The sequence below is a fragment of the Nocardioides sp. Z21_20 genome (assembly GCF_059766585.1).
In genome coordinates this window covers 1-13,737 of sequence record NZ_JCBAJX010000003.1, presented here as the reverse complement: position 1 = coordinate 13,737, position 13,737 = coordinate 1, and the positions used below count along the sequence as shown (strand labels likewise).

Sequence of the window (13,737 nt, the reverse complement as noted above, 5' to 3'; positions counted from 1 at the left end):
GGGCTCAGGCCCGGTGGGTGCCGGGGGCGAGCAGACGCTCCAGCACCGCCTCGACGTCCTCGGGCACCACGAAGAGCAGCTCGTCGCCCGCCTCGAGCGGCTGCTCGGGGTCGGGTGTGTAGACCTGGCCGTCGCGCAGGATCGTGACCAGCGCGCAGTTCTCCGGGAACGGCACCAGCCCCGAGGGGGTGCCGACGTGGGGGGAGTCCGCGGGCAGGGTCATCTCCACGAGGTTGGCGTTGCCCTGGCGGAAGGTGAACAGGCGCACCAGGTCGCCGACCGTCACCGCCTCCTCGACCAGCGCGGACATGATCCGCGGAGTGGACACGCTCACGTCGACGCCCCAGGCCTCGGTGAAGAGCCACTCGTTGTTGGGGTGGTTGACCCGCCCGACCGTGCGGGGGACGCCGAACTCGGTCTTCGCCAGCAGCGCGGTGACCAGGTTGGCCTTGTCGTCCCCGGTGGCCGCGATCACCACGTCGCACTGGTCGAGACGGGCCTCCTCCAGCGAGGACAGCTCGCAGGAGTCCGCGAGCAGCCACTCGGCGTGCGGCACCCGCTCGGGCTTGATCGACTCGGCGTTCTTGTCGATCAGCAGGATCTCGTGGCCGTTCTCGATCAGCTCCCGGGCGATCGAGCGACCGACCGCACCCGCTCCGGCGATGGCGACCCGCATCAGTGCTCTCCTGCCTCGTGGCCGGTCACTCGTGCACCGGGCCGCTCTCGATGACGCTGTAGGCGTGCGCCGCGGACTCCTCGCGCATCACCAGGTGCAGCAGATCGCCCTCCTGGATCACCGTGTCCCGGGTGGGCAGCATCCCCTCACCGAGCCGGTCGATCCAGGCGATCCGGCTGCGTGACTGCTGCTGGAAGTCGATGGTGCGGTGACCGATCCACCGCTGGGGGACCGGCACGTGGTCGAGCCGGATCGTGCCGGAGGGGTCACGGAAGTCCGGCTCCGCGCCGGCGGGCAGCAGCCGGCGCAGGACCTGGTCGGCGGTCCACTTGACGGTGGCGACGGTGGTGATCCCGAGCCGCTGGTAGACCTCGGCGCGTCCTGGGTCGTAGATCCGGGCCACCACCTGCTGGATCCCGAACGTCTCGCGCGCCACCCGGGCGGCGATGATGTTGGAGTTGTCACCGCTGGAGACCGCGGCGAAGGCGTCTGCCCGCTTGATGCCGGCCTTGGCCAGCACCGCCTGGTCGAAGCCGTAGCCGGTGACCTTGTCGCCGTTGAACGACGGGCCCAGTCGCCGGAAGGCGTCGGGGTTGCTGTCGATCACCGACACGGTGTGGTTGCGGTCCTCGAGGCTGCGCGCGAGTGTCGAACCCACCCGGCCGCAGCCCATGATCACGACATGCACGAGGGCACCGTATCCCAGCGGCGGACCGCCCAGGACCCGATCGTGTCGTGCATCCACCGCAGTTGTTCGCCGTTGATGTGAGTGTCGGGTGCGCGGGCGGTCTAGTGTGTCCGATCGTGAGTGTCGGCGACGTCTCGAAGAGGATCCTGCTGGGGCGCAAGCTCCGCAGCTCCCAGCTGGGGGAGACACTGCTCCCCAAGCGCATTGCTCTTCCGGTCTTCGCCAGCGACGCACTCTCGTCGGTGGCCTACGCCCCGGACGAGGTCTTCATCATGCTGTCGCTCGCGGGCGCGTCCGCCTACGTGTGGTCGTGGAAGATCGGGATCGCGGTCGCGCTGGTGATGTTCGCGGTGATCGCCTCGTACCGCCAGACCGTGCACGCCTACCCCAGCGGCGGTGGCGACTACGAGGTGGCGACCGTCAACCTGGGCCGCACCGCCGGCACCACGGTGGCCAGCGCGCTGCTGGTGGACTACGTGCTGACCGTGGCGGTCTCGGTGTCCTCGGGGGCCCAGTACGCCGCGGCGGCCCTGCCCTTCCTCAGCGGGCACGAGGCGGTGTTCGCGACGCTGCTCGTGATCCTGCTGATGGCGATGAACCTGCGTGGGATCCGGGAGTCGGGGACCTTCTTCGCCGTCCCGACCTACCTCTTCATGCTCGCCATGCTCGCGATGTGCGGCTACGGGCTGATCCGGCTGCTGCGCGGCACGCTGCCGCAGGTGGAGAGCGCCGACCTCCAGATCGTCGCGGCGCCGGGCTACGAGGGCCAGCTGACCACAGTGGCGCTGATCTTCCTGCTGGCGCGGGCGTTCTCCTCGGGCTGCGCGGCGCTGACCGGCGTGGAGGCCATCTCCAACGGCGTGCCGGCGTTCCGCCGTCCCAAGAGCCGCAATGCCGCGACCACGCTGCTGCTGCTCGGCTCCATCGCCATCACGATGATGCTCTCGGTGACCCTGCTGGCCCGCGAGATGGGGCTGAAGTACGTCGATCCCCACGACATCGACCGGCTGCGCACCGCCACCGGGGAGATGCTGCCGGCGGGCTACGACCAGCACACGGTGATCGCCCAGATCGCGGCCGCGGTATTCGACGGCTTCCCGGCCGGGTTCTACCTGGTGGTCACCGTCACCGGCGTGATCCTGGTGCTGGCCGCCAACACCGCGTTCAACGGGTTCCCGGTGCTGGGCTCGATCCTGGCCCAGGACGGCTACCTGCCCCGGGCGCTGGGCTCGCGCGGCGACCGGCTCGCCTACAGCAACGGCATCCTGTTCCTGGCCCTGATGGCGATCGCGCTGATCCTCGCCTTCGACGCGCAGGTGACCCGGCTGATCCAGCTCTACATCGTCGGCGTCTTCGTCTCGTTCAACCTCAGCCAGCTCGGGATGATCCGGCACTGGACCCGGCACCTGGCCAGCGAGTCGTCGCCGGTCGAGCGCCGCCGGATGCAGCGCTCGCGCGCGATCAACGCGATCGGGCTGGTGTTCACCGCGGTCGTGCTGGTGATCGTGCTGGTCACCAAGTTCCTGGAGGGCGCCTGGATCGCGATCCTGGCGATGGCCGGCTTCTTCGTGCTGATGCGCGCCATCCGGCGCCACTACGAGCGGGTCTCCGACGAGCTCGCGGCCGACGAGCAGGACGGGGTGCTGCCGACCCGCGTCCATGCGATCGTGCTGGTCGGCAAGCTGCACAAGCCCACCCTGCGGGCACTGGCGTTCGCGAAGGCCACCCGCCCCAACGTGCTCGAGGCGATCTACGTCGGCGTCGACGACGAGGCGACCAACCAGCTGCTGGACGAGTGGGACGAGCGCAACCTCGACGTTCCGCTGAAGGTCCTGCACTCGCCGTTCCGCGAGCTGGTCAAGCCGGTCGTGGACTACGCCGCGGAGATCCGGCGCCACCACCCCCGCGGCGTGGTCGCGGTCTACATCCCCGAGTACGTCGTGGGCCACTGGTGGGAGCAGCTGCTGCACAACCAGACCGCGCTGCGACTCAAGGGCAGGCTGCTGTTCAGCCCCGGCGTGATGGTGATCTCGGTGCCCTACCAGCTGCACTCCTCGATCAACGTCCACGAGCGCGAGGAGCGCGAGCTCAGCCGGGTCCGTGCCGGCGACGTGCGCCGCGGACGACTCCGTGCCAACACCCCTTCCCGCAAACGACAGACACCCCGGTGATCCGATGACCCGCTCCCACCGTCCACGCCGCCCCGGCCCCCGCCACTCCGCTCCTCGCCCGCGCAAGGAACGCGGTCGCTCCCGGGTCGGTGAGCGCTTCACCGCCACCGTGGGGCCGATCGCGCACGGCGGCCACTGCGTCGTACGGGTCAGCGATCCGGCCGCGGCGCCCGCACCGGACGGCTCGCCCGGCACCCGGGTGGTGTTCACCCGGCACGCGATCCCCGGCGAGGAGGTCGTCGTGCAGATCACCGAGGGCACCGACGGGGACCGCTTCTGGCGAGGCGACGCGGTCGAGGTGCTGGTGCCGTCCCCGCACCGGGTCACCCCGCCGTGCCCCTACGCGGGACCGGGCCGCTGCGGCGGCTGCGACCTGCAGCACGTGGAGCTCGGCCATCAGCGCGAGCTGAAGGCCGCCGTGGTGCGTGAGCAGCTGGCCCGGTTGGCCGGCCTGGACCTCCCGGTCACCGTCGAGGCCGTGCCCGGCGACGTGGACGGGCTGCGCTGGCGCACCCGGGTGCAGTTCGCCACCACGCCCGAGGGCGGACGCGGCATGCGGGTGCACCGCTCCCGGGCGGTGATCGCGGTCGACGAGTGCCTGATCGCCCACCCCGACGCGCGGATCGCGGGGGAGAGCGCCGACGACGTGGTCGTCGAGACCGTGCACGGACGCGGGGTCGAGCACGACGAGGCCCCCGGACAGCAGTTCGTGGTGGAGGCCGACGGGTTCTGGCAGGTGCACCCCGGGGCCCCGGACGTCCTGGTGGACAGCGTGCTGGGGTTCCTCGAGCCGCGCGCCGGGGAGCGGGTGCTCGACCTGTACGCGGGAGTGGGCCTGTTCTCCCGCTTCCTCGCCGAGGCGGTCGGGGAGGGTGGCTCGGTGGCCGCGGTGGAGGGTGACCGCCGTGCCTGCCAGCACGCCGCGGCGAACCTGCGCGGACTGCCGGTGAGGGTCGAGCACGGCTCGGTGGACCAGGTGCTCGCCGACAGGCTGGACGAGCCGTTCGATCTGGTCGTCCTGGACCCGCCGCGCGAGGGCGCTCGTCGCCAGGTCGTGGAGCAGGTGGTCGATCGGGCTCCGCGGGCGGTGGCCTACGTCGCCTGTGACCCCGCGGCGCTCGCGCGCGACCTGGCGATCTTCGCCGAACACGGCTACCGGGTCAGTGGGCTGCGCGCCTTCGACCTCTTCCCGATGACCAGTCATGTGGAGGTTGTCGCGCAACTCGTGAGACGCGGACCTGACCTGCGCTGATGTGACTCGTGGTCTCGGCGTCGATCGTGCGGACCGCGTTGGGGCTCGCTTTGAGCTCAGTTCGAAGTCGGCCCGAAAATGTGGACAACCATTCGTCGTGCCCATCTCGTTGAACGGCCAGGAGGTCGTCGATGCGTGAGGCTGGGGTCATGGAGGTGTCGCCGACGTTCGAGGAGTACGTCGCGACGCGTGGCCGTGCCCTGTGGAGGAGCGCATGGCTTCTCACTGGTGACGCTCAGCGAGCCGAGGACCTGGTGCAGACGGCGTTGGTGAAGTGCTGGCGCCGGTGGGACAGGATCGCGGCGGACGGTTCGGTCGACGGGTATGTCCGCCGCGCGATGGTCACCACGTTCACGGACTGGCGGCGCCGCCGATGGGAAGGCGAGGTGCCCACCGCCGAGCTGCCCGCCGGTTGGAACGGCGACGCCGACCTCGCGGTGCGGCGCGACGTGCTGTCCGCACTGGCTCTGCTGCCGCGTGGCCAGCGAGCGGTCATCGTCCTGCGGTTCTACGACGACCTCACCGAGTCGCAGACGGCGCATGTGCTCGGCATCAGCGTCGGGACCGTCAAGAGCCAGACGGCTCGCGCGCTCAAGACGTTGCGGATGTCGGAGTTCCTGGAGGAGTCATGAGTGAGCAGAGCCTGCGAGATCTCCTGAAGCGCGCTGTGCCGGAGGCACCGGATCTGGACGTGGCGGCCCTCGAACGTCGCGCCGCGCGTGAGCGGCGCAACCGCATGTCAGTTGCGGCAGGGGGTGCGGTTGTGGTGGCCGTCGTCGCGGGGTCGCTGGCACTCACCACGCTCACTCTGGACGATGGTCGGCCTCCGTCGCCGAGCAAGATCGCTACCGAGCCCCCTACCGCCAGCGATGTTCCGGATGGTCCAGTGGCGCCCTACGACCCGCCGCCGTGCCCCGCGCGTCTGCCGGCCCCCGCGGAGAGCGGCCACGTCGTACCCGACCTGGGAGAAGTCGCCGCGATTCGTCTGTGCCCGGATCTGAATCCGCGCGGGGATCGAGCGTGGCAGCCGTCCGCCGATGAGGTCGCCCAGCTTGACGACGCCGATGCGCTGGTGAGTGATCTTGCGGGCTTCGCAGTCGCCCTGGGGCAGATTCCCCCAGGGCTTCCCGATTACTGCGCCGACGGCGAGGACTCGTACGAAAGGTATTCGTTCGCGTTCTATCGGCCGGACGGGACGCGGGTGATGGTGGGTGCGGCTGGCTGTGAGCCGGTCACGATCGCCGGCCAGGACGTCGACAGCGACGCAGTTCGGCAGATCTACCTGGCGTTCTTGGAGCGACAACGGGACACCCTGACCTACTCGCGACCGTTCGACGACGAGCTCACCTGCGGGTCGCAGGAGCGCGGTGGGCCGATCCGGCCAGGGCGGGAACGACTGGTCGCGGCGATCGCGTGCGACATCCCGCCGGGAGCCGAGTCGATCCCGATGGACCTCGAGCCCGTCGAGTTGGACGCCAGGGCGCTCGATGAGCTCGAGCGTGCGTGGAGCAAGCCCGGCGATCCGATCGTCCGTGAGTCGAGTGGGGTGAACGAGTGCGTCGATCCACCGGAACCGCCGTCATACATCCTGGCAGGGACCGACCGCAGCGATGTCGTGCGGTTGATCGACAGTCCCTGCGGCTTCCTGGTGTGGCACGGCTGGGAGGACAGCGACGGTGCCACGATCCCCACGACGCTGAGCGGCCTGGGCGTCGAGTAGCGGCTGTCATAATCCTTGAAAGTCTTCTAGGATTGTGTTCATGGGAGCAGTCAGCGTTGCCCAGGCCGCAGAGCGGCTCGGCGTCAGCGTGTCCCGGATCCACCAGCGCATTTCCGACGGCTCGCTGGTCGCGGAGCGGATCGGGTCCCAGTGGGTCGTGGACGAGCGTTCGCTCCTGAGGGTTCAGGAGCGGAGCAAGGCTGGTCGCCCGCTCTCCGCCCGGTCCGCCTGGGCTGTGATCGCGGCGTCGGAGAACGATCGCGACCGATTGCGCTCGGGCGGATCGGCTGCGTCGGCGCGTGCACGGATGCAGTTGCAGCGGCTGCTTGGACCGGCCGTTGAGCCGGTCGCCAATGAGGACGCCGTCGGTGACCTCGCGGCGTCGCTTCGCTCCGTACTCCGCAGCCGGGCCACGCGTCGCTTGTTCCGGGCGGCCGCCGCGTATCTTCCGGACCTCCGGGCCGACGATCGTTGGCTCATGGTCGTCGACTTGGCGGTGAGAGGCATCGCATCTGCCGACGTCGAGGGATATCTCGGCGAGTCCGATGTGGACGGACTCGTCAAGGACTACCTCCTGGTCGCCGCCGACAGCGACGCGAACGTTGTCCTTCACGTCGTGGCTGACGGGCAACATCCGTTCCCGGACTCACGCCTTCGACTTGCGGCTGATCTGGCCGAGCATCGGGGGCCGCGCGAGGAGGCACGGGCCACCGAGTTGCTGCACGAGCTCGCCATGGAGTGGAAGGCCGCAGAGGGATGATCGTCCGAGCGCGCCAGCCTGCGCCAAGGAATCACCGGTAGTCCGACCTTGCCGACCGCGGGCGGGACCCAAGCACTTCAGCGCAGCGAGACCGTCACGGTGTCGGTCGCTGGACGCGAAGGAGCCGTCCGGCGGCCCAACCTGGTCGGCGCCTTCGTCGGCAAGGCGGCCGCACTCAGCAACGTGGGCGACCCGGGTCTGGAAGGACCGCGCGACCCTGCTCGAGATCCCGAACGCCGAGGACTCGCTCGCTCGGCTCGTCATGGCGGTGGAGGTGGAGCCGTGAGGCTGCTGTCGTTTGCGATCGTCGGGGGCCGGAGACACGAGGGCTGGGATTGGGCTCGCTGTGATTCGCAAACGCCCGACCGCAATCGATCGCGCTCACGCTCAGCCCCATTGATGTGTTCCCGATGACGCACCACGTGGAGTGCGTCGCGCTGCTGGAAAGAACCAGCTCTGACCTGCGGTGACGCCCAGTCAGGGCCGCGGTTCTCAGCCGACCCCTATCAGCCGCAGGCGGGACCGGATCGGCAGATCCTGCGGCGCTCCGGCGCCGGTGAAGGAAAGGACCTGCTCCAAGACGAGCTCGCGCGGCTCCACGTCGGTGTCGACCGCGAAGACCACCCGACCCAGGGCGGCGTGGCTCGAGGCCTTGAGTCCCTCACGACGGACGGGCTGGGCGCCGTCGAGGGTGACGACAGGCGCACTCATCCGCGCCGGGAACCACGCGTCACCGGCAGCGTTCTCCACGGTGCTCGCGCGGTAGAGCTGGAGCCGGAGGTTGGCCCACAGCGTGCCCTCGTCGGCCCACCCGAGCGCCGCGTCATAGGGGTAGAGGGTGAGGTGGCTGGAGGTGTAAGTGGCCAGTCCCGGTCGCAGCGGCGAGTCGGGGTCCGCGGCGACGAACGCGCACGCGCTTGTCTCGGCGCAGGCGGTCGAGAAGTTGCGGTTCCCGTCGTACAACGCCTCGGCCACGCCGGCATCGATCTCGCCCGACTCGACGTGGGCGGTCTGGGTCAGGCCGTCGTACTCGACCTCGACCGTGAGGTCCTCGACGCTGGGTCGCCCCTCGATGCCGACGGCGATCGAGGTCGGGTCGTCACCGGAGTCGCTGCTGGAGTCATCGAGCACGATCGAGGCCAGGTCGACGCGCTGGTCGCCGACGACGAGGCGGACCTCGACCGGGTTCGGGTCGCGATGCGTGGACCAGCCGACCTTGCGGACCTCCCAGCTGACCGGGATCAGGCTGCCGTCCTTGGGGGCGGCCAGGTCCTGCGACTCGTCCCACGTGGGGTCGCCGTAGTCGACCTCCATGAGCTCGTGCCCGAGGGTCTCGACGGGGGCGCCGACCCGGACCGTGACCTCGCTGCCAGGCACCTGCACCGTCACGGAGCGGCCGTAGGTCGGCGAGCTCAGCGGCAGCTGCTCGCCCACCTCGGCCGCGACCGTCGGCCCGTCGTCGACCGCGCGCCACACCATGATGCCGAGGACGAGGACGACCACGGCGAGTGCTACCGACAGGAGTGAGGCCAGCGCGCGGAGGCGATCGCTGCGACGAGCGTCGGTGGTGGGGGTGGTGCTGGGGGTGGTGGTCGTCATGAAAGGTCCCCGCCCGGGATGGTCCACTGGAAGTGCACGGGCCGCCGCTCGCGGGCGAAGGGCTCGCGGTCGACGGCCGGTCCCTGGTAGTCGAACCGCAGGGCGGGGGTCGGCTTCCCCTCCGCGATGTCGAAGACGAACTGCTCGGGGTCATCGGGGTCCGAGAAGCTCAGCGGCCCCGCGTTGAGGTCGTTGACATCCGCGGGCGGGGAGAGCGGTTCGGCGTTGCCGAGGCGCGCTGAGAACTGCAGATCGCCGGCATCCCAGTACGTCGAGGCGTCCCCGCTTCCGCTGACCAGGGATAGGCGGCGGGGGCGGACGACGTGCACCACCAGGAACTCGCGGCCCTCGTCGGCCCAGCCCAGCCCGTCGACGTACGGCGTGCGCAGGGTGAGCTGGACGCGGCACTCCAGGCCGGATCGGTAGAGGACCCTGATCCCGCTGTCGTCGAGACGCCTCGGCGTGCCGCACGGGGTCGACTCCATCTCGGCGAGCTCCTTCTGGGACGGGAGCTCGCCGAGGCGGTCCGCCTGTCCGCCCTCGACTGACCCGTCGGAGGCGTCCACGACCTGGGTCACGCCGTCGACGGTGACGCGCACCTCGAGTTCGGTGGGATCGCCGTCGACGGCTACCCAGACCCCGCCTCCCTGCTTGAAGGGCCCGTTGGGATCCAGGACGAGCCCGTCACGCCCGGACAGGGGGTAGTCGCGGCCGTCGGCGCGCAGGACCACCTCGGTCTCCTGCGCGTAGGGCCTGCCGATCGAGGACAGCGGGATGATGTGGTCCTCCTCGAGCCTCACCTCGACCCGCACGAAGCGGCCATCCTCCGGCGCCCGCACGTTGGCCTCCGCCCCGAGCAGCTCGGGCAGTTCCTCGCGTGGGGCCCCCGCCCCGGCCTTCGTCCGCGCCCACGGAAGTAGGACCTGGCCGTAGTGCGGCAGGTCGTCCTCCGCGAACGGCACGTCGAAGAGCTGGCCGACCTGGGCCCGGGGCCGGTCGTCCTCACCGCCCCGTATCACGACCAGCGCTGCCGAGAGCCCGACCACGAGCACCGCCAGCAGGGCGACCAAGGGCCAAAGGTTCCGCCGCTCGGTCCGGGGCGGTGCCGGACGGACCGGCTCGTTGGGCTCGGCGGGCTCGGCGGCAACCTCCGGCTCGACCGAACTCTCGGGGTCCATGCGCTGCACCGTCCCCAGCGGGCGCCACGGCGAAACTCCAGAGGGGCGCAAGGGATTGCGCGCGACCCGCGGCTGCGGCCGGTCTCCTCACCCCGGTAGGTGGTTTCCGATTGTGCCTCGACATCGTGTATCTTGATATCGAGATACATTCGCTCGCGACGGTCGCACCGCCGACCAGGGGAGCGGCACCCGGGTAAGGGGAACCTTCCTTTCGTGCCCTCCGCGGCGGCGGCAAGATGGGCCGCGAGCGAACCCATGAAGACGTCACGAGGAGATGGCTGATGGCCAGTCAGGACAGCTTTGGTGCGAAGAGCACTCTCGATGTGGACGGGAAGTCCTACGAGATCTTCCGCCTCGACGCAGTCACCGGGGAGGGCTTGGACGTCGCGTCCCTGCCGTACTCCCTGAAGGTGCTGCTGGAGAACCTCCTGCGCACCGAGGACGGCGCGAACATCACCGCCGACGACATCAAGGCGCTCGCCGGCTGGGACGAGACGGCGCAGCCCGACAAGGAGATCCAGTTCACGCCCGCGCGCGTGATCATGCAGGACTTCACCGGCGTGCCCTGCGTCGTGGACCTCGCCACGATGCGCGAGGCGATGGCCGACCTCGGGGGAGACCCGGCGAAGATCAACCCGCTGGCGCCGGCCGAGATGGTCATCGACCACTCCGTCATCGCCGACGTGTTCGGCACGCCCGAGGCCTTCGAGCGCAACGTCGAGATCGAGTACGAGCGCAACCGCGAGCGCTACCAGTTCCTGCGCTGGGGCCAGGGCGCCTTCGACGACTTCAAGGTCGTCCCCCCGGGCACCGGCATCGTGCACCAGGTCAACATCGAGCACCTGGCGCGCACCGTCTTCACCCGCGAGGTGGACGGCGAGCTGCAGGCCTACCCCGACACCTGCGTGGGCACCGACTCGCACACCACGATGGTCAACGGCATCGGCGTCGTCGGCTGGGGCGTGGGCGGCATCGAGGCCGAGGCCGCGATGCTCGGCCAGCCGGTCTCCATGCTGATCCCGCGCGTCGTGGGCTTCAAGCTGAACGGCGACCTCCCCGAGGGCGCCACCGCCACCGACCTGGTGCTGACGATCACCGAGATGCTGCGCAAGCACGGCGTCGTCGGCAAGTTCGTCGAGTTCTACGGCCCCGGCGTCTCGGCGCTGCCGCTGGCCAACCGCGCCACCATCGGCAACATGTCGCCCGAGTTCGGCTCCACGATCGCGGTCTTCCCGATCGACGAGGAGACCACCAAGTACCTCGAGCTCACCGGCCGCTCCGCCGAGCAGCTCGCCCTGGTGGAGGCCTACGCCAAGGAGCAGGGCCTGTGGCACGACCCGGCCGCCGAGCCGCGCTTCTCCGAGAAGCTCGAGCTCGACCTGGCCACGGTCGTTCCGTCCCTGGCCGGCCCGAAGCGCCCCCAGGACCGGGTCTCGCTCACCGAGGCCAAGCCCGCCTTCCGCACGGCCCTGGCCGACTACGTCAGCGCCGACGAGACCGGCACCGAGGACCGCAAGCCCGGCGTCCCCGCCCAGGAGCAGCCCTTCGGCGTCACCTCCAAGGTCGACGAGGCCTCCGCGGAGTCCTTCCCCTCCAGTGACGCCCCCGCCTCGAACGGCGGGGCCGGCGGCGGCAACGGCTCCGGTGCGCCCGACGACTGGCACACCCACGCCGCGGCCTCCGCCGAGGGACGTCCCTCGAACCCGGCACGCGTCACCCTGGCCGACGGCACGGAGTTCACGATCGACCACGGCGCCGTCACCATCGCCGCGATCACCTCGTGCACCAACACCTCGAACCCGTCGGTGATGATCGGCGCCGCCCTGCTGGCCAAGAAGGCGGTGGAGAAGGGCCTCGAGCGCAAGCCGTGGGTCAAGACGACGCTGGCGCCCGGCTCGAAGGTGGTCTCGGACTACTACGAGAAGTCCGGCCTCACGCCGTACCTGGACAAGCTGGGCTTCAACCTCGTCGGCTACGGCTGCACGACCTGCATCGGCAACTCCGGGCCGCTCATCCCCGAGGTGAGCCAGGCCGTCAACGACAACGACCTCGCGGTCGTCTCGGTGCTGTCGGGCAACCGCAACTTCGAGGGCCGGATCAACCCCGACATCAAGATGAACTACCTGGCCTCCCCGCCGCTGGTGGTGGCCTACGCCCTGGCCGGCTCGATGGACGTCGACCTGTTCAACGACCCGCTGGGTCAGGACACCGACGGCAACGATGTCTACATGCGCGACATCTGGCCGACCGCCGCCGAGATCGAGGAGGTCGTCGCCAGCGCCATCACCTCGGAGATGTTCGACGACGGCTACTCCGACGTCTTCGCCGGTGACGAGCAGTGGCGCTCGCTGCCCACGCCCGAGGGCAAGACCTTCGCGTGGGACCCCGAGTCCACCTACGTCCGCAAGCCCCCGTACTTCGACGGCATGCCGGCGGAGCCCGAGGCGGTCACCGACATCGAGGGCGCCCGGGTGCTGCTCAAGCTCGGTGACTCGGTGACCACCGACCACATCTCGCCGGCCGGTGCGATCAAGAAGGACTCGCCGGCGGGCAAGTACCTCGCCGAGCACGGTGTCTCGCAGCGCGACTTCAACTCCTACGGCTCGCGCCGCGGCAACCACGAGGTGATGATCCGGGGCACGTTCGCCAACATCCGGCTGCGCAACCAGCTGGCTCCCGGCACGGAGGGCGGGTTCACCCGCGACTTCACCGGGAACGGCGACGTCACCACCGTCTTCGAGGCCTCGGAGAAGTACATCGCCGCCGGTACGCCGCTGGTCGTGCTCGCCGGCAAGGAGTACGGCTCCGGCTCGTCGCGTGACTGGGCCGCCAAGGGCACCGCGCTGCTCGGGGTCAAGGCGGTCATCGCCGAGTCCTACGAGCGGATCCACCGCTCGAACCTGATCGGCATGGGCGTGCTGCCGCTGCAGTTCCCCGAGGGCCAGACCGCAGAGTCCCTGGGTCTGACCGGCGAGGAGACCTTCAGCTTCACCGGGGTCACCGAGCTGAACGAGGGGCGCATCCCGCGCACCGTCAAGGTCAAGGCCGGTGACGTCGAGTTCGACGCCGTCGTCCGCATCGACACCCCCGGTGAGGCGAACTACTACCGCAACGGCGGCATCATGCAGTACGTGCTGCGCAGCCTGCGCGGCGCCTGAGAGCCCTCTGACGGCCTCAACGCGAGCACCGGAAGGCCCGTCGTCCCCTCGGGGACGGCGGGCCTTCCGCGTCTCCTGAGACCCGGTCGCGGCCGCCGGGAGACACGCTCTGCGAGCGGCGAGCTCGCCCCTCGGGTCTGTGCCGGGGGTCACGCGCTCTCGATTTGCCCGGCCAGCAGGGGCGGGGCTAATGTTCTGTCTGTCGCCGAGAGCGGCGGGGAGCAAGGCCCTGAAGAGGGTGCGGGCTCCCGGCTCCGGTTGATCTTCTCTCTCTGATGCTCCTGCTGGGGTGGTCGGGTCTCGCCTTTCGGGGTGTGGCTGGCTGGCCTGGTTGTGGTGTGTCTGGGGGAGGGGCGGTCTGGTTCTCGCCGGTTTGACCGGGTGGGGCGGATCGGGTAAGTTTCTGCAGGTTGCCCCGGCGCCTGATCGCCACCTGATGGTGGTGGTTGGGGTGGTGCGCGTGTGATGTTTGAGAACTCAACAGTGTGTCATATTAGTCGACGAATTAGTTTGATGCCTCGTCGATCACCTTTGG

The 13,737-nt window shown here is 69.9% G+C and carries 10 protein-coding genes; 6 read left to right on the top strand and 4 right to left on the bottom strand.

Features of this window, described 5'->3' with window-relative positions:
- Window positions 1-4: 4 nt before the first annotated feature.
- On the bottom strand, window positions 5-676 hold the full coding sequence (locus AC6EH9_RS06530; protein ID WP_498421697.1) for a potassium channel family protein: 672 nt from the start codon (window positions 674-676) through the stop codon (window positions 5-7).
- A 25-nt stretch (window positions 677-701) separates the two neighbouring features.
- Entirely contained in the window at window positions 702-1,364 is a 663-nt protein-coding gene (locus AC6EH9_RS06525; RefSeq protein WP_498421696.1) for a potassium channel family protein, read from the bottom strand.
- Window positions 1,365-1,480: 116 nt separating this feature from the next.
- On the opposite strand from AC6EH9_RS06525, the gene AC6EH9_RS06520 reads away from it, so the two are divergent.
- The 5 genes from AC6EH9_RS06520 (at window position 1,481) to AC6EH9_RS06500 (ending at window position 7,267) form a co-directional block, all read left to right on the top strand.
- Window positions 1,481-3,535 carry an APC family permease gene (locus AC6EH9_RS06520; RefSeq protein WP_498421695.1) on the top strand — a complete coding sequence of 685 codons (2,055 nt, stop codon included), beginning with the start codon at window positions 1,481-1,483 and terminating at the stop codon, window positions 3,533-3,535.
- A 4-nt stretch (window positions 3,536-3,539) separates the two neighbouring features.
- Window positions 3,540-4,787, top strand: coding sequence for a class I SAM-dependent RNA methyltransferase (locus tag AC6EH9_RS06515; RefSeq protein WP_498421694.1), 1,248 nt, complete (start codon window positions 3,540-3,542; stop codon window positions 4,785-4,787).
- 149 nt (window positions 4,788-4,936) lie between these two features.
- The gene (locus AC6EH9_RS06510; protein ID WP_498421693.1) at window positions 4,937-5,419 is read left to right on the top strand and encodes a SigE family RNA polymerase sigma factor; all 483 of its coding nucleotides are present in this window, start codon (window positions 4,937-4,939) and stop codon (window positions 5,417-5,419) included.
- Window positions 5,416-6,507 carry a hypothetical protein gene (locus AC6EH9_RS06505; protein WP_498421692.1) on the top strand — a complete coding sequence of 364 codons (1,092 nt, stop codon included), beginning with the start codon at window positions 5,416-5,418 and terminating at the stop codon, window positions 6,505-6,507. The genes AC6EH9_RS06510 and AC6EH9_RS06505 overlap by 4 nt, the downstream gene beginning before the upstream one ends.
- Window positions 6,508-6,547: 40 nt before the next feature.
- On the top strand, window positions 6,548-7,267 hold the full coding sequence (locus AC6EH9_RS06500) for a helix-turn-helix domain-containing protein (RefSeq protein WP_498421691.1): 720 nt from the start codon (window positions 6,548-6,550) through the stop codon (window positions 7,265-7,267).
- A gap of 492 nt (window positions 7,268-7,759) precedes the next feature.
- Here AC6EH9_RS06500 and AC6EH9_RS06495 read toward each other — a convergent pair whose 3' ends face one another.
- Entirely contained in the window at window positions 7,760-8,866 is a 1,107-nt protein-coding gene (locus tag AC6EH9_RS06495) for a hypothetical protein (RefSeq protein WP_498421690.1), read from the bottom strand.
- Entirely contained in the window at window positions 8,863-10,044 is a 1,182-nt protein-coding gene (locus AC6EH9_RS06490; RefSeq protein WP_498421689.1) for a hypothetical protein, read from the bottom strand. The genes AC6EH9_RS06495 and AC6EH9_RS06490 overlap by 4 nt, the downstream gene beginning before the upstream one ends.
- A gap of 281 nt (window positions 10,045-10,325) precedes the next feature.
- On the opposite strand from AC6EH9_RS06490, the gene AC6EH9_RS06485 reads away from it, so the two are divergent.
- Window positions 10,326-13,202: an aconitate hydratase gene (locus AC6EH9_RS06485; protein WP_498421688.1), complete on the top strand. Its 2,877-nt coding sequence runs from the start codon at window positions 10,326-10,328 to the stop codon at window positions 13,200-13,202.
- Window positions 13,203-13,737 lie beyond the last annotated feature (535 nt).